The 16,150-nt window shown below is 62.4% G+C and carries 14 protein-coding genes; 9 read left to right on the top strand and 5 right to left on the bottom strand.

What is annotated here, in order from left to right:
* Nucleotides 1-55 precede the first annotated feature (55 nt).
* From fruB to GUC32_RS16620, 4 genes are all read left to right on the top strand, one after another.
* A complete protein-coding gene (gene fruB, locus GUC32_RS16635; protein WP_369435340.1) occupies nt 56-1,189 on the top strand; it encodes a fused PTS fructose transporter subunit IIA/HPr protein in 1,134 nt (377 codons plus the stop codon).
* Nucleotides 1,186-2,127, top strand: coding sequence for a 1-phosphofructokinase (fruK, locus tag GUC32_RS16630; RefSeq protein ID WP_043136417.1), 942 nt, complete (start codon nt 1,186-1,188; stop codon nt 2,125-2,127). The genes fruB and fruK overlap by 4 nt, the downstream gene beginning before the upstream one ends.
* 11 nt (nt 2,128-2,138) lie before the next feature.
* Entirely contained in the window at nt 2,139-3,824 is a 1,686-nt protein-coding gene (fruA, locus tag GUC32_RS16625) for a PTS fructose transporter subunit IIBC (protein ID WP_049205266.1), read from the top strand.
* Between the two features lie 160 nt (nt 3,825-3,984).
* Nucleotides 3,985-4,578: a DJ-1/PfpI family protein gene (locus GUC32_RS16620; RefSeq protein ID WP_213928349.1), complete on the top strand. Its 594-nt coding sequence runs from the start codon at nt 3,985-3,987 to the stop codon at nt 4,576-4,578.
* 19 nt (nt 4,579-4,597) lie between these two features.
* On the opposite strand, the gene nfo is transcribed toward GUC32_RS16620, so the two are convergent.
* Entirely contained in the window at nt 4,598-5,437 is an 840-nt protein-coding gene (gene nfo / locus GUC32_RS16615; protein ID WP_049205268.1) for a deoxyribonuclease IV, read from the bottom strand.
* 98 nt (nt 5,438-5,535) lie between these two features.
* On the bottom strand, nt 5,536-6,609 hold the full coding sequence (locus GUC32_RS16610) for a YeiH family putative sulfate export transporter (protein WP_369435339.1): 1,074 nt from the start codon (nt 6,607-6,609) through the stop codon (nt 5,536-5,538).
* Between the two features lie 192 nt (nt 6,610-6,801).
* On the opposite strand from GUC32_RS16610, the gene GUC32_RS16605 reads away from it, so the two are divergent.
* From GUC32_RS16605 to GUC32_RS16595, 3 genes are all read left to right on the top strand, one after another.
* Nucleotides 6,802-6,999 carry a hypothetical protein gene (locus GUC32_RS16605; protein WP_043136401.1) on the top strand — a complete coding sequence of 66 codons (198 nt, stop codon included), beginning with the start codon at nt 6,802-6,804 and terminating at the stop codon, nt 6,997-6,999.
* Between the two features lie 97 nt (nt 7,000-7,096).
* Nucleotides 7,097-7,963 carry a DNA-binding transcriptional regulator YeiE gene (yieE, locus tag GUC32_RS16600; protein ID WP_025303536.1) on the top strand — a complete coding sequence of 289 codons (867 nt, stop codon included), beginning with the start codon at nt 7,097-7,099 and terminating at the stop codon, nt 7,961-7,963.
* 218 nt (nt 7,964-8,181) lie between these two features.
* Entirely contained in the window at nt 8,182-9,660 is a 1,479-nt protein-coding gene (locus GUC32_RS16595; RefSeq protein ID WP_025303535.1) for an amino acid permease, read from the top strand.
* Between the two features lie 45 nt (nt 9,661-9,705).
* Here GUC32_RS16595 and GUC32_RS16590 read toward each other — a convergent pair whose 3' ends face one another.
* Nucleotides 9,706-10,806, bottom strand: coding sequence for a GGDEF domain-containing protein (locus GUC32_RS16590; protein ID WP_049294860.1), 1,101 nt, complete (start codon nt 10,804-10,806; stop codon nt 9,706-9,708).
* 364 nt (nt 10,807-11,170) lie between these two features.
* Here GUC32_RS16590 and GUC32_RS16585 point away from each other — a divergent pair, with 364 nt between their 5' ends.
* Together GUC32_RS16585 and GUC32_RS16580 are read left to right on the top strand one after the other, a co-directional pair.
* On the top strand, nt 11,171-12,253 hold the full coding sequence (locus GUC32_RS16585) for an iron ABC transporter permease (protein WP_025303533.1): 1,083 nt from the start codon (nt 11,171-11,173) through the stop codon (nt 12,251-12,253).
* Entirely contained in the window at nt 12,250-13,038 is a 789-nt protein-coding gene (locus GUC32_RS16580; RefSeq protein ID WP_004935663.1) for an ABC transporter ATP-binding protein, read from the top strand. Before GUC32_RS16585 ends, GUC32_RS16580 begins: the two co-directional genes overlap by 4 nt.
* Before the next feature lie 33 nt (nt 13,039-13,071).
* Here the strand turns inward: GUC32_RS16580 and GUC32_RS16575 are convergent, their stop codons facing one another.
* On the bottom strand, nt 13,072-14,025 hold the full coding sequence (locus GUC32_RS16575) for a siderophore ABC transporter substrate-binding protein (protein ID WP_049205275.1): 954 nt from the start codon (nt 14,023-14,025) through the stop codon (nt 13,072-13,074).
* A 55-nt stretch (nt 14,026-14,080) separates the two neighbouring features.
* Nucleotides 14,081-16,069, bottom strand: coding sequence for a ligand-gated channel protein (locus GUC32_RS16570; protein ID WP_369435338.1), 1,989 nt, complete (start codon nt 16,067-16,069; stop codon nt 14,081-14,083).
* Nucleotides 16,070-16,150: the final 81 nt, after the last annotated feature.

Below are 16,150 nucleotides of genomic sequence, written 5' to 3'. Positions count from 1 at the left end.
CGCTCCTTTTTCTCAATAAAGCTGAAACGATTCAATTCAGCAGGAGAGGAGAATCATGTTCCAGTTGTCACCGCAAGACATTCATCTGGGCGCCGCTGCCGCCGATAAGCAGGGGGCCATCCGTCAGATGGCCGCCGCGCTGACCGAAGCCGGCTGCGTCAGCGCCGGTTACGTGGACGGCATGCTGCAGCGCGAACTGCAGACGTCCACCTACCTGGGCAACGGCATCGCCATTCCGCACGGCACCACCGATACCCGCGATCTGGTGTTGAAAACCGGCGTGCAGGTGTTCCAGTTCCCGCAGGGCATCGCGTGGGGGGAAGGCCAGACCGCTTATGTGGCGATCGGCATCGCCGCCCGTTCCGACGAGCATTTGGCACTGCTGCGTCAGCTCACCCACGTGCTGAGTGATGACAGCGTGGCGGAGCGGCTGGCGAAAACCACCTCCGCGGAAGAGCTGCGCAGCCTGTTGATGGGCGAACAGCAGAGCGCTGAATTCCAGTTCGACGTTTCGCTGATTGCGCTCGACGTCGCGGCCGACAGCCTGATGACGCTGCAGGCGCTGAACGCCGGCCGTCTGCAAAAAATTGGGGCGGTCAACGCGCAGTTCGTCAGCGATGTCATCACCCGCAGGCCGCTGAATCTGGGGCAGGGCATTTGGCTGAGCGACAGCGTTGAAGGCAACCTGGCCAGCGCGGCCACCGTCAGCCGCCCGGCGCAGGCTTTCGTGGAAGACGGCGAGCCGGTGGCGCTGCTGCTGACGGTGTCGGTCGCCGACGCGCAGCCGCTGGCGGTGCTCAACTACCTCAGCGATCTGCTGCTGGCCAACAAAGCTGAACGCTTGCTGAAGGCGGATGCCGCCGGGGTGCTGGCGCTGCTGACCAGCGACGTGGCGGAAGAGAGCAGCGTGCTGAGCGCCGAATTCGTGATCCGCAACGAGCATGGCCTGCACGCGCGGCCGGGCACGGCGCTGGTCAACGTGATCAAAAGTTTCAACAGTGACATCACCGTCACCAACCTGGACGGCAGCGGCAAGCCGGCCAACGGGCGCAGCCTGATGAAGGTGGTAGCGTTGGGCGTGAAGAAAGGGCATCACCTGCGCTTTACCGCCAATGGAGAAGATGCTGAAGCCGCGCTGAAGGCGATTGGCGAAGCGATTAATGAAGGACTGGGCGAGGGCGCAGCATGAGCAGAAGAGTAGCAACAATCACCCTGAACCCGGCGTACGATCTGGTGGGTTTCTGCCCGCAGATCGAGCGCGGGGAAGTCAACCGGGTAAAAACCGCCGGCCTGCACGCCGCCGGTAAGGGCATTAACGTCGCCAAAGTGTTGAAGGATTTAGGCATCGACGTCACCGTCGGCGGCTTCCTGGGCAAAGACAATCAGGACGGTTTCCAACTGCTGTTCAGCGATCTGGGGATCGCCAATCGCTTTCAGGTGGTGCCGGGCCGCACCCGCATCAACGTCAAGCTGACGGAAAAAGACGGCGAGGTGACCGATTTCAACTTCTCCGGCTTTGAAGTGACATCACAGGACTGGGATCGCTTCGTCAGCGACTCGCTGAGCTGGCTGGGCCAGTTCGACATGGTGGCGGTGAGCGGCAGTCTGCCGGCCGGTGTCGATCCCGACGCCTTTACCGACTGGATGACCCAGCTGCGCGCCAAGTGCCCGTGCATCATTTTCGACAGCAGCCGCGAAGCGCTGGTCGCCGGGCTGAAGGCCTCGCCGTGGCTGGTGAAGCCGAACCGCCGCGAGCTGGAAATCTGGGCCGGTCGCCCGCTGCCGACGCTGGCGGACGTGGTCGAGGCCGCGCATGCGCTGCGTGAACAGGGCATCGCCCACGTGGTCATCTCCCTCGGCGCGGAAGGCGCGCTGTGGGTTAACGCCTCCGGCGCCTGGATCGCCAAACCGCCGTCCTGTGAGGTGGTCAGCACCGTGGGCGCCGGCGATTCGATGGTCGGCGGCCTGATTTACGGCCTGCTGATGCGCGAATCCAGCGAACACACTCTGCGTCTGGCCACGGCGGTAGCGGCGCTGGCGGTCAGCCAAAGCAACGTCGGCGTGACCGATCGTCCCCAGTTGGCCGCGATGATGGCGCGCGTCGATCTGAAACCTTTCAATCAATAGCAGGAGGCAGAATGAAAACGCTGCTGATGGTAGACAGTTCGCTGGGGCAGGCCCGTGGCCACCTGGCGAAACGCATGCTGGAGGCCGCCGCGGCCAAAAACGGCCTGACGCTGGTCGAGTCACTGCAGGACGCCGAACTGGTGGCGGTGGCGGGGCAGTCTGCCCCTGCTGACGCCGGGCTGAACGGTAAATTGGTGTATGTGGGCGATGTCGAACAGGCGGTGCGGGAACCGGACGCTTTTCTGGCGCGTGCCAAGGCCGAAGCTGAAACCTATCAGGTGCCGCAGGCGGCGGCACCGGTGAAAGCCAATGGGCAAAAACGCATCGTGGCGATCACCGCTTGCCCAACCGGCGTGGCGCATACCTTTATGGCGGCCGAAGCCATTGAAAGTGAAGCCAAGAAACGCGGCTGGTGGGTGAAGGTGGAAACGCGCGGTTCCGTCGGCGCCGGCAACGCCATCACCCCGGAAGAAGTGGCGGCGGCGGATCTGGTGATCGTCGCGGCGGACATCGAAGTGGATCTGGACAAGTTTGCCGGTAAGCCGATGTATCGTACTTCCACCGGTCTGGCGCTGAAGAAAACCGCGCAGGAACTGGACAAGGCGCAGGCCGAGGCGGAGGTGTTCCAGCCGCAGCAGCGCGGTAGCGCGGCGCCGGCGGCGAAAAAGAAAGAGGGCAGCGGCCCGTATCGCCACCTGCTGACCGGCGTGTCCTACATGCTGCCGATGGTGGTGGCCGGCGGTCTGTGCATCGCGCTGTCGTTCGTGTTCGGCATCAAGGCGTTTGAAGTCAAGGGCACGTTGGCGGCGGCGCTGATGCAGATCGGCGGCGGCTCCGCCTTTGCGCTGATGGTGCCGGTGTTGGCCGGTTTTATCGCCTTCTCCATCGCGGATCGTCCGGGCCTGACGCCGGGCCTGATCGGCGGCATGCTGGCGGTGAGCACCGGCGCCGGGTTCCTCGGCGGCATCATCGCCGGCTTCCTGGCGGGTTATGTCGCCAAGGCGATCAGCAGCAAGCTGCGCCTGCCGCAAAGTATGGAAGCGCTGAAGCCCATCTTGATCATTCCGCTGGTCGCCAGCCTGATCACCGGCCTCATCATGATTTACGTGGTCGGCACGCCGGTGGCGAAAATCATGGAAGGTCTGACCCATTGGCTGCAATCGCTGGGCACCGCCAACGCCGTACTGCTGGGGGCAATCCTCGGCGGCATGATGTGTACCGACATGGGCGGCCCGGTGAACAAAGCGGCCTACGCGTTCGGCGTGGCGCTGCTCAGCTCTTCGGTGTATGCGCCGATGGCGGCGATCATGGCGGCGGGCATGGTGCCACCGCTGGCGATGGGTCTGGCGACGCTGCTGGCGCGCCGCAAGTTCCCGAAATCCGAACAGGAAGGCGGCAAGGCGGCGTTGGTGCTGGGGCTGTGCTTCATCACCGAAGGGGCGATTCCGTTCGCTGCCCGCGACCCGATGCGCGTGCTGCCGTGCTGCATCGCCGGCGGGGCGCTGACCGGCGCGCTGTCGATGGCCTTCGGCGCCAAACTGATGGCACCGCACGGCGGGCTGTTCGTGCTGCTGATCCCGGGCGCGATTTCGCCGGTGTTGCTGTACCTGGTGGCGATCGCCGCCGGTACGCTGCTGGCGGGCGTAGCTTATGCCCTGCTGAAACGTGCGGAAGTACCGGTTACCGCCGCGGCGTAAGCCTCGCGATATCGCAAAACGCGCAGCCCCGAGCTGCGCGTTTTTGTTTGTGCCTTAGGTAGTTAGCACGATTTACCCCTGGTCAGAAACCACAACGCTTTCTAAGCTGATAGCGCGACTTTGTTCCTGCGAACAAGCAATGACTCAAGGAGATTCATCCGTGGCTAAAAAAGTGGCGATCGTACTCACACCCGGTTTCGCCGATTGGGAATACGCGCTGATTGCCGGCGTTGGCGGCCCGTTTTATGGGCTGGAGGTGGCGTTTTTTGCGCCGCAGGCCGGAACGCTTCGCTCACAGGGCGGGCTGACGGTCGAGGTTGAAAAAAGCGTGGCCGAACTGGCGGATTGGCGCCCCGAGGTGCTGGTGGTGGTCGGCGGCACCCTGTGGGAAACCGAACGGGCACCGGATATCCGCGCGTTGCTCAACGAGCAGTTTCAACGCGGCGCAACCCTGGCGGGCATTTGCGGCGGAACGTTGGCGTTGGCGCGCGCCGGTCTGTTGAACGGCAGGGCGCATACCTCCAACGCTGCCGAGTTCTTGACGCGCAACGTTGAGGGCTACAGCGGGCAGCGCCATTACGTTGCGAGCGCCGTCGCCGTTGTGGATGACTGTGTCATTACGGCACCGGGATCGGCGCCGGTCAGCTTTACCACCGCAGTGTTCAGGGCGGCTGGCCTGGAGGCAGAGACGCTGCGCCAGTTCGGCGCCATGCTGGCGGCGGAGCACACGGTGGGGGAAACCGCTCGCGCATAGGCGAGCGGCCAAGGGAGGGTTACTGCTGCGCCTTCAGCCAGGCGATTTCTTCCGCCCAGATGTCCGGGTTTACCGTTTCCAGAATCAGCGGAATATTGTCGAAGCGCGGATCGCGCATGATGTAGCTGAACACCGTTTTGCCGATGTTGCCTTCCCCCAGGCTGTGGTGGCGGTCGACGCGGCTGTTGAACTCGCTCTTGGCGTCGTTCAGGTGCATGCCGCGCAGGTAGTTGAAGCCGACGATGTCGCCCAACTGCTTGAAGGTGTGCTCGCAGTCTTCTTCGGTACGCAGATCGTACCCGGCGGCGAAGGCGTGGCAGGTGTCGATGCAAACGCCGACGCGGCTCTTATCTTCCACGCCGTCGATGATCGCCGCCAGGTGTTCGAATTTGAAGCCCAGGTTGCTGCCCTGGCCGGCGGTGTTTTCGATCACGGCCGTCACGCCGGCGGTTTTATCCAGCGCGATGTTGATCGATTCGGCGATGCGCGCCAGGCACTTGTCTTCATCGATTTGCAGCAGGTGGCTGCCGGGATGGAAGTTCAGCAGCGTCAGCCCCAGCTGTTCGCAGCGCTGCAGCTCGTCGATAAACGCCTCGCGCGATTTTTCCAACGCCTCGGCTACCGGGTGGCCCAGGTTGATCAGGTAGCTGTCGTGCGGCAGGATCTGCCCCGGCCCGAAGCCGTACTGGGCGCACGCGCTCTTGAACTTATCGATCACGTCGGCGGCCAGCGGTGCGGCCTTCCATTGACGCTGATTTTTGGTGAACAGGGCGAACGCGGTCGCCTCCAATTCGTGCGCGCGGATAACCGCCTGATCCACGCCGCCTGACGCGCTGACATGTGCACCGACAAACTTCATCTTCATTCTCCTGTGTTATCGGTGACATTATGGCATTGATGGCAGGCGGATTGAATGGCGAAAAGCGGCGGCCCGCCGAAGCGGGCCGCCGAGGGGGATTACAGCAGGTGTTGCACCAGTTGGTTTATCGCGCCGCCGCCGACCAGCAGCCAGACGAACAGCAGCGTCGCCAGCAGAATCGGTTTCATCCCGGCCTGGCGAACGGCGCTGATGTGGGTGGTCAACCCCAGCGCCGCCATCGCCATCGCCAGCATCCAGGTGTCGGCGGTGATCAGATGGCGCACCAGCGTGGCCGGCAGCAGGTTGAAGGAGTTCAGCCCGGCGACGGCGATAAACAGCACGGCGAACCACGGAATGGTGATGGCGGATTTTTCCGCCTTGCCTGCGCTGCCGCGGCTGATGTAGCCCGACAGCAGCAGCAGGAACGGCGCCAGCATCATCACGCGGATCATCTTGGCGATCACCGCCGCATTTTCGGCGTCCGGCCCGATGGCGTGTCCGGCGGCGACCACCTGAGCCACTTCGTGGATGGTGGAGCCGGCGTAAATGCCGAAGGTTTCCTGGCTGAACGGCAGCCACTGGAAGTGTTCATTCAACTGATACAGCCAGGGGTAAACGAAAATAGCCAGGGTGCCGAATACCACCACGGTCGAGACCGCTACCGCCACTTTGCTGGAATCGGCCTTGAGCACCGGCTCGGTGGCCATCACCGCCGCCGCGCCGCAAATGCTGCTGCCGGCGCCGATCAGTATCGCGGTCTGGCTGTCGATGCCGAACACTTTCTTGCCGAGCCAGCAGGCCAGCAGGAAAGTGGTGATCAGGGTCAGTGCGTCGATGATGATGCCGCTGGCGCCGACGTCGGCGATCTGCTGAAAGGTCAGCCGGAAGCCGTAAAGGATAATCCCCAGACGCAGCAGCCGCTGTTTGGCCAGCTGTACGCCGCTGTGACAAACGGTTTGCCAGTGGGGGTACAGCGTGTTGCCCACCAGAATGCCGAGCAGGATCGCCAGCGTCAGCGCCCCCAGCCCCAGCTCCGCCACCCAGGGAATATCGCCGGCCCAGACGGCCAACGCGGTGAGCGCGCCGGTCAGCGCCAGCCCCGGCACTAGCCGTGGCTGGCCAAACAGCGGAAAGCGTCGCTCGGGATAGGTGTGAGTGGTATCAGTCGCCATAAAAGTCAGTCCTTCAGTCTGTTTCTTGCTGCTAAGAGTACGTTTGGGCTGAATAAAAGAGAAATTGATTATATATTTATAACCTATCTGAATAAGTGGTATGGGATCAGGCATTGGCATAACGCCGCATTGCGGCTAGGGTGTGGAGGAGCGGCGAGCCGCCGTCAACTTTCCAACTAACAGGAGCAGGCGATGGATACCGACGATCAACGCAGAGAGCAGGTAGATCAGGAAGTGGGGCGCGCGGTGCGGCGGTTGATTGAAGAAAACAAGGCGATCGACCGCGATCACCTGGTGGCGATGCTGCAATTGATACTGCGGGACGAAGCCGGCACGCCGCGCGAGCCGGTGCTGGCCGCGGCGGCGCAGCTGGTCGCGTTAGGCAAATAGCGCGCCGATCTGGCCGCAAACAGGGTAGCCTGGCCGGGCTGCCCACATCACCATGTTGGGTTCTCTGGCAGAACCTTCTTTCAATACCGGGACGGCTATGCATATCACGTTGCGTCAACTGGAAGTTTTCACCGAAGTGCTGAAAAGCGGTTCGACCACTCAGGCCTCGGTGGTGCTGGCGCTGTCGCAGTCGGCGGTCAGCGCGGCGCTGGCGGATCTGGAGGGGCAGCTGGGCGTGCAGCTGTTCGATCGCGTCGGCAAACGGCTGGTGATCAACGAGCACGGCCGGTTGCTGTATCCCAAGGCGCTGGCGCTGTTGGAACAGGCGGGGGAGATAGAGCAGCTGTTCCGCCATGACGGCGGGGCGCTGCGCATCGCCGCCAGCAGCACCATCGGCAACTACATGCTGCCGGAGATGATCGCCCGTTACCGTCGGGATTTTCCGGCCACGCCGCTGGAGCTGAACGTTGGCAACAGCCAGGACGTGATCGTAGCGGTGGCGGATTTTCGCGTCGATTTGGGGCTGATCGAAGGGCCTTGCCATATGCCGGAGCTGGTGACGCAGCCGTGGCTGGAGGACGAGCTGGTGGTGTTTGCCGCGCCGGACAATCCCTTGACCCACCAACCGCCGACGCTGGAGGCGCTGGCCAATGCGCCTTGGATCCTGCGCGAGCGTGGTTCGGGCACCCGCGAGGTGCTGGATCATCTGCTGTTGGCGCACCTGCCGCACTTCCAGCTGGTGATGGAACTCGGCAACTCGGAGGCGATCAAGCACGCGGTGCGGCACGGTATCGGCATCAGCTGCCTGTCGCGGCGCGTGGTGGCAGAACAGCTGGCCAGCGGCGCACTGGTAGAACTGCCGGTGCCGCTGCCGCCGCTGCGGCGCACCCTGTACCTGATCCGCCATCGGCAAAAGCACATTTCCAACGCCTTGCAGCGTTTTCTCAGCTATTGCGCGCTGTAATCGACAGCGCGTCACGTCCTCTGCTGCTGCGCAGGCCGAAGAAAGCATAAAAACCTGCGCGCGCTCACATTAATGAGAGTAAGTAAGGCCATAAGGGCCGCGGCTAATAATTGCCTCTGAATTATGAAGCTATCTTATATCAGTGCAATGTTGCTAGTTCACCGGCGGGTATTTGTTACAATCCGCCCTCATTTTTTCAAAGAGCAGATAGGGTACGAATGGCTCAGCAGGATATAAAAACATCGGGGCAGCAAGCACCCGGATTGCGCCGCGAGCTGAAAGCCCGGCATTTGACCATGATCGCCATCGGCGGCTCCATCGGCACCGGCCTGTTTGTGGCCTCGGGGGCCACGGTTTCTCAGGCAGGCCCCGGCGGGGCGCTGCTGTCTTACGCTCTGATCGGTTTGATGGTGTACTTCCTGATGACCAGCCTGGGCGAACTGGCGGCCTTTATGCCGGTCTCAGGTTCATTCTCCACTTACGGCGCCAAATACGTGGAAGAAGGCTTCGGCTTCGCGCTGGGCTGGAACTACTGGTACAACTGGGCGGTGACCATCGCCGTTGACCTGGTGGCCTCGCAGTTGGTAATGAACTACTGGTTCCCGGACACCCCAGGTTGGATCTGGAGCGCCTTGTTCCTCGGTCTGATGTTCCTGCTGAACTACATTTCGGTGAAAGGGTTCGGCGAGGCGGAATACTGGTTCGCGTTAATCAAGGTCAGCACGGTGATTATCTTCATCGCTGTCGGTGTGCTGATGATCGTCGGCATTCTGAAGGGCGGCGAGCATGCTGGCTGGCAGAACTGGACGGTAGGAGACGCGCCGTTTGCCGGCGGGTTCTCGGCGATGATCGGCGTGGCCATGATCGTCGGCTTCTCGTTCCAGGGCACCGAGCTCATCGGTATCGCGGCCGGCGAATCGGAGAATCCGGGTAAAAACATCCCACGCGCAGTGCGTCAGGTGTTCTGGCGTATCCTGCTGTTCTATATCTTCGCCATTCTGATCATCAGCCTGATCATTCCGTACACCGATCCGAGCCTGCTGCGCAACGACGTGAAAGACATCAGCGTCAGCCCGTTCACCCTGGTGTTCCAGCATGCCGGCCTGTTGTCGGCGGCGGCGGTGATGAACGCGGTGATCCTGACGGCGGTGCTGTCGGCCGGTAACTCGGGCATGTACGCATCGACCCGTATGCTGTACACCCTGGCATCGGAAGGCAAGGCGCCGCGCATTTTCGCCAAGCTGTCGAAAGGCGGCGTGCCGCGTAACGCGCTGTATGCGACCTGCGTGGTGGCTGGCCTGTGCTTCCTGACGTCAATGTTCGGCAACCAGTCGGTTTACCTGTGGCTGCTCAATACCTCGGGCATGACCGGTTTCATCGCCTGGTTGGGCATCGCCATCAGCCACTACCGTTTCCGTCGCGGTTACATGCTGCAGGGGCGCGATCTGAACGATTTGCCGTACCGTTCCGGGTTCTTCCCACTGGGGCCGATCTTCGCCTTCGTGCTGTGCCTGATCATTACCCTGGGGCAGAACTACCAGGCCTTCCTGCAAGATAAGATCGACTGGTACGGCGTGACCGCGACCTACATCGGCATTCCGCTGTTCCTGCTGATCTGGTTCGGTTACAAGCTGTCGCAAGGCACCCGTGTCGTGAAGTACAGCGAAATGGAATTCCCGAAGATGGACGTGAAGTAATTTTCGGTGAGTGATACGCGGCGGGGGTTCCCGCCGCGTTTGGCTTTACTTTTTCCCGCCTTTGGCTTCCGCCAGCGCCTGCTGCGCCGAACTCATCAAATCTTCCACCGTCGCATAATGCTGCGTCAGCGCCACAATGCCAGCGTTGAGTTGCATGTTCACCTCGCCGAACGCGCCAAAATCGTAAGGTGCCTCCAGCGGCGGCACGATGCGCGCCAGGAATTCGCTTTCCGCGCCGTAGGGCAGATCGTGCACCAGAATCAAAAACAGGCCGCCGGTATAGCGGCAGACGTAGTCGCTCGGGCGGATCAGCGTCTTGAGACGCTCGCCGACGGTGCGCAGTACGTCGTCGCCGATCTGGACGCCGTGGCTTTGGTAGAGCGCCGCCAGCGGACCGAACTCAAGAATGAACAGGTGGGAGATCGTCTGTGCCGCTGCGGGGCGGCAGATGCTACGCATCACCACCTCGCCGCCCGCGCGGTTGAGGAAGCCGGTCAGGCGATCGCGGTGCGACGCCTGCTGCTTCTCCCAGGCCAGCGTGACGTGCTGCACCAGTTGGCGGTGGTAGCGTGCGATCATGCCATGGGCCAGCACCAGCCACAGCGGCGCGAGGTCCGCCAGGACAAACAGATTTTGCACGCGCGACAGCGGTGCCGCCAGCAGGTAAGGCAGCGTCAGCGCGATCACCTCAAGCAGCGCGAAGCGTGGCGCGGCGGCGTGGCGCTGCATCAGCCAGCAGGCCAGAGCGGTGATGGTGAGGCCGGCGAAAAGTATTAAAACGAAGCGGCCCGACAGCATCGCCAGCGCGGCGCTGGCGCCGACCAGCAGCGTCCACAGCAACACCGTCACCAGCATGGCGTCCGGCCAGGCGGGTTGACGCCGGCGCGCCAGCCAGGCTCGCCCGGCGGTCAACAGCAGCAACAGCAGCAGCAGGCCGATACCGACCAGCGGTCGGTTCAGCCAGGCGTACCCCACCAACAGCGCGACCGGCCCTGCGGCATTCAGCCAGGGAGTGAGAGGAGAGGGCGTCAGCGTGAGACGCAGCTGGCGTTGAAACGGCTCGTCATCGGCCTGCAGCGGGCTGTATAACAGCCAGTTCAGCAGCGCCGGGCGTTTGGGCGTTGTCGCCGGAGATGGACTTCTCATTACAGCCTCGTCAATAAGGCCGCTCTTGCGGCGGCCTGAAGGTTTTTTGCACGCGCGGTGCTGTGGCTTTGGATTCTATGTGGTTTTGCCGTTATTTGTCAGAGTCTGGTCGGATCAGGGATCACTTTCAGAATAATGAACCTACTGGCCGCTGGCGGGGGTAAGCGTGGTGGTTTGAAAAATGGCGTGTAAAAACAAATTGTTACATTTCGATAACGCTGTTTTCACCGATTGATATGATTGATAAGTATTATCGTTTGCTTTATTGTGGACGGCTGCGCGCAGGCTGCTGCCGCACACTTTCCGGTTCACGGCGGACGCCTTCGCGCCGCTGTCATGATGGTTGTAACAGGTATCTTAACGAATGAGCGTATCCACCGATCCCATGACTGACGCCAAGGGGCAACCCAACGCCGGCGTGATGGGGCGTTATCAGCATATTCTTCGCCATCGCCTGATGATGATGGGCGTGTTGGCACTGGCGATCCTGGGCTCGCTGCTGCTGGATTTCACCATGGGGCCGTCCGGCCTGTCGCTGTCGTCTTTATGGCACACGCTGCTTGACCCCGCCGCGGCCGATGCCGGCACGCGGGTGATCGTCTGGGACATCCGATTGCCTTACGCGCTGATGGCGGTGGTGGTGGGCTTTGCGCTCGGCCTGGCCGGGGCGGAGATGCAGACCATCCTGAATAACCCGCTGGCCAGCCCCTTTACCCTCGGGGTGTCTTCCGCCGCGGCCTTTGGCGCCGCGCTGGCGATCGTGCTTGGCATCGGCATTCCGGGTATTCCCGATCAGTGGTTCATCTCCGCCAACGCCTTTATCTTCGCGCTGTTCGCCGCGCTGATGCTCGACGGCATTACGCGCTGGACGCGGGTCGCCACCTCCGGCGTGGTGCTGTTTGGCATCGCGCTGGTGTTTACCTTCAACGCGCTGGTCTCGATGATGCAGTTCATCGCCAGCGAGGACACGCTGCAGGGGCTGGTGTTCTGGACCATGGGCAGCCTGGCGCGCGCCTCGTGGGACAAGCTGGGCATTCTGTTCGGGGTGTTCGCCGTGCTGCTGCCGCTGTCGATGATGAGCTCGTGGAAACTGACCGCGCTGCGTCTGGGTGAAGACCGGGCGGTGAGCTTCGGCATTGACGTGCGCCGCCTGCGGCTGACCACGTTGCTGCGCATTAGCATGCTCTCGGCGCTGGCGGTGGCGTTCGTCGGGCCGATCGGCTTTATTGGCCTGGTGGCGCCGCACATCGCCCGCATGATCTTCGGCGAAGATCACCGTTTCTACCTGCCGGCCAGTGCGCTGATTGGCGCGCTGGTGCTGTCAATGGCCTCGGTGGCGTCGAAAAACCTGGTGCCCGGCGTGATCATTCCGGTGGGCATCGTGACGTCGCTGGTCGGGGTGCCGTTCTTCCTGAGCATTATTCTGCGCCACCGGGGGAACGTATGAGCCAGGGTTTACGGATAGAAAACTTCTCGGCGGGTTACCCGAAACGCCAGGTGATCGACAATCTCTCGGTGCCGATGCTGCCGCGCGGGCAAATCACCGTGCTGCTGGGGCCGAATGGCAGCGGCAAATCGACGCTGCTGCGCTCGCTGGCCGGGCTGAACCCGGCGCAGGGCAAGCTGTGGCTGGACGACGGCGATCTGATGCAGATGCCGTTCGCCCGTCGGGCGGAGAAAGTGGTGTACCTGCCGCAGTCGCTGCCCGCCGGGGTGCATCTGCACGTGCTGGAGTCGATCATCGTGGCGCAGCGCGCCTCGGGCGGCCGCAGCAACGCCGGCAGCGAAGCGGAGGTGATGGCTTTGCTGGAACAGCTGGGCATCGCCCACCTGGCGCTGAGCTATCTCGATCAGCTGTCCGGCGGCCAGAAACAGCTGGTGGGATTGGCGCAGTCGCTGATCCGTCAGCCGTCTCTGCTGCTGCTGGATGAGCCGCTGAGCGCGCTCGATCTCAACTACCAGTTCCACGTGATGGATTTGGTGCGCCGCGAAACCCGCAAGCGCAATATCGTGACGGTGGTGGTGGTGCATGACATCAACATCGCGCTGCGTCACGGCGACCACGTGCTGATGCTGCAGGATGGCGATCTGATCGCCGATGGCGCGCCGGATCAGGTGATTACGCCGCAGAGCCTGGCGCGGGTCTACGGCGTGCGCGGGCGCATCGAGCGTTGTTCGCAGGGCACGCCGCAGGTGCTGATAGACGGTCTGGTGAACCAGCCGACGATTTAATCCAAGAAAAAGCCCGGCATCGCCGGGCTTTCTTTATCGCGCAGCGTGGTTCAGGGCCTCGCTCACGCGTTCGACGACGTGCTGGGCGGTGACGATGCCGCCGGACAGATACACCTCGGCTGCCGGCAGGTAGACCACCTGGCCTTTTTTCACCGCCGTGGTTTTCTTCAGCGCGGTGCCGGTGAGGATTTTCTGCGGTGCCACCGCGTTCGGCCGCCCGGTCGCGGCGTCTCTGTCGATGACGAACAGCCAGTCCGGATTCAGTTTGGCGACCTGCTCAGGCGTCAGCTTGTTGCCGCGCACGTCTTTTTCGTCGGACTGCAGCGCGGACGAGAAGCCGAGGGCGTCATAGACGAAGCTGAAACGGCTCTTGGGCGCGTAAGCGCTGATCTTGCCGCCGGAGAACAGCACCACCAGCCCACGCCCGGCCTGGGTGGCCTGTGGTTTGACTGCGGCGATCTGCGCATCCAGCTTATCGATCGCCGCCTGCGCCTGTTGCTGCTTATCGAACAGCTCGCCCAGCTGCAGGGTGCGCTGTTTCAGGCTGCCCAACTGATCCTGCTGATCGACGGACATGTTCAGCGTCGGCGCCAGCGCGTTCAGCTCGTCATAAGCTTTGGACGCCCGGCCGGCGATCAGGATCAGGTCCGGCTTGGCGGCGCGCAGCACGGCCATATCCGGTTCGAACAGGGTGCCGGCATTGAGGTATTTGTCATCCTGATAGCGCTTCAGGCTATCCGGCAAGTTCTTGCGGTTGCCGGGCAGCGCCAGCGGTTCGACGCCCAGCAGCTGCAGCGTTTCCAGAGACGCGTAATCCAGCACCACGATGCGCTGCGGGTGCTTCTTCACCTCGGTGCTGCCGTTCAGGTGCTGGACGTTGACGGTGGCCGGAGTAGCGGCTATCGGAGTATCGGTTTTGCTGTGGCAACCCGCCAGCGCCATTGCGGCCAGCAGGGCGATCATCAGGGGGGAGCGGCGTAATCTCATGGAGCTTCCTCACGGTGATGGAATGAAAAGGGCGCGCAGCGCGCGCCCAGGGGCATCAGAAGTTGTAGGTCATGCCGACGGTGTAACGGCGGCCGTCCAGCGTGGTGCGGTAGTGATCGTAATCCACGGTTTTGTCGAGGATGTTGTAAACCCCGCCGGTCAACTGCAGGTTTTTCGCCGCCTGATAGCTCAGGCCTGCATCGACGAAGGTGTAGGACGGCGTGCTGGTCTCCATCGACGTGCGGCTCAGGTAGTCTGAGGTACGGCTGCGGAAGTTAACGCGCGACCACAGGCTGAGGTCCTGCGTGGCCTGCCAGTCCAGCACGGTATTCAGCATATGCTTCGGCATCTGGTTGAGCGCCTTGCCCTGGAACTCACCGCTCTTCTGCTCGGAAGCGGTGTAGGTGTAGTTGGTGTTCCACTTCCAGTCTTTGTTGATCTGCCAGCCGAAGGTGGCCTCTACGCCGCGCATATTGGCTTTGTCGACGTTGACGCGATCGCTGATAAAGTCATAGACCTCGTTGCCGATCTTGCAGTCCGGCGTGTCTTCGCAGCGGCGGACTTCGGTGATCTTGTTCTTGAAATCGGTGTTGAAGACGGTCACGCCGGCGTTGACGCCTTTCAGGCTATCCCACATCAGGCCGATCTCTTCGCTCAGGCTCTTCTCCGGCTGCAGATCCGGGTTGCCGACGATGATGCCGTTACGCACGCCGCCACCGGTGACCTGGCCCCAGCTGGCGGAGGATTGGCGCAGATCCGGCGAACGGTAGCCGGCGGAGACGCCGCCTTTCATCGTCCACTGCTCGGTCAGGTGCCAGACGCCGTACATGCGCGGCGACCAGTGGCTGCCGAAGTTCTGATCGCGGTCCATACGGATGCCGCTGGTCAGGCTGAAGTCGTTGGTCAGCGCCCATTCGTCTTCGGCGAACAGCGCCCAGCTCCAGCGCGTCAGCTGGTTGACGTCTTTCGCCGAGCTCAGCTGGTTGCCGCTGTCGCCCAGTTTCTCATAGCGGTATTGGCCGCCGAGGTTCAGCATGTGGGAACCCAGCTCGAACTGGTTCTGGGTGTTGAAGATGGTGTTGTACATCTTCATCTTACGTCCCGGGTTGTTGGTCTCTTCCCGCTGAACGTAGCTGGTTGAGTTACCGAAGTCGTAATAACCGTTGTGGGTCAGCGAGTAGTTGGTGCGGGTGTAGAGATCTTCGCTGCGAGAGGTAGGTTTGCACTTGCCTTTGCTGCAGCGCTCCGCCACCACCGATTTGCCAGGCGTGCTGTTACGATCCTGCAGCGAGCGGCCGATTTCGAAGTCGAATTCGTTCTTCTCGTCCGGCGTCAGGGTGAACACCGCGGCGCCGCTGCGCATGCGCTGTTCGTTATAACCGTTGGTGATTTTATCTTCGGCGCGGCGCGACAGCAGGCCGTTGACCCGCACGCCGAGCAGGCCTTCAATCAGCGGGCCGGAGGCGTAGGCGTTGGTCTGGAACAGATCGCCGGAATCGCGGTTTTCCTGAAGGGTGGCGTCGCCGTGCAGCGAGCCTTTCCACTCGGTGCGGGAAGTCTTGCGGGTGATGACGTTGATCACGCCGCCCATGGCGTCGGAACCGTACAGCGAAGACATCGGGCCGCGCACCACTTCGATGCGCTCGATGGCTTCCATCGGCGGCAGCCAGCCCTGTTCGATGCCGGCGTTGTCGCTGTTCGGACGGGTTCCGCGGGTGTCAACGCGCTTGCCGTCCACCAGGATCAGCGTGTACTTGGAGGACATGCCGCGGATGCTGATGTCGCTGCTGCTGGCGCCGCCGGTGACCACCACGCCAGGCACGTCTTTCAGCGCGTCGGTCACGTCGCGATAGGCCTTGTCTTCGATCTGCTGACGCGGGATCACCGAGATGGACGCGGCGGAGTCCTGAATTTTTTGCTGGAAGCCGGAGGCGGTGACGACCATGGTGTCCTGGGTGTCGTCCTGCGGCGCGGCCAGTGCGGCGGTGGCGCTGAGTGAGGCAATCACCAGAGCGGCGAGCTTGCTGTAACGTGGCGTTTCCATGAGGTGAACCTTTCCTGGATTGAAGTGAAAGTAATTAACCAATTGAATTTCTAATGAAATTATTCATCGTTCGCTGAGAAA

It is taken from the genome of Serratia sp. NGAS9, assembly GCF_009905295.1.
Classification (GTDB): Bacteria; Pseudomonadota; Gammaproteobacteria; order Enterobacterales; family Enterobacteriaceae; genus Serratia; species Serratia bockelmannii.
Note: the sequence above shows the minus strand (reverse complement) of the source record. Positions and strands in the feature narration are given on the sequence as shown.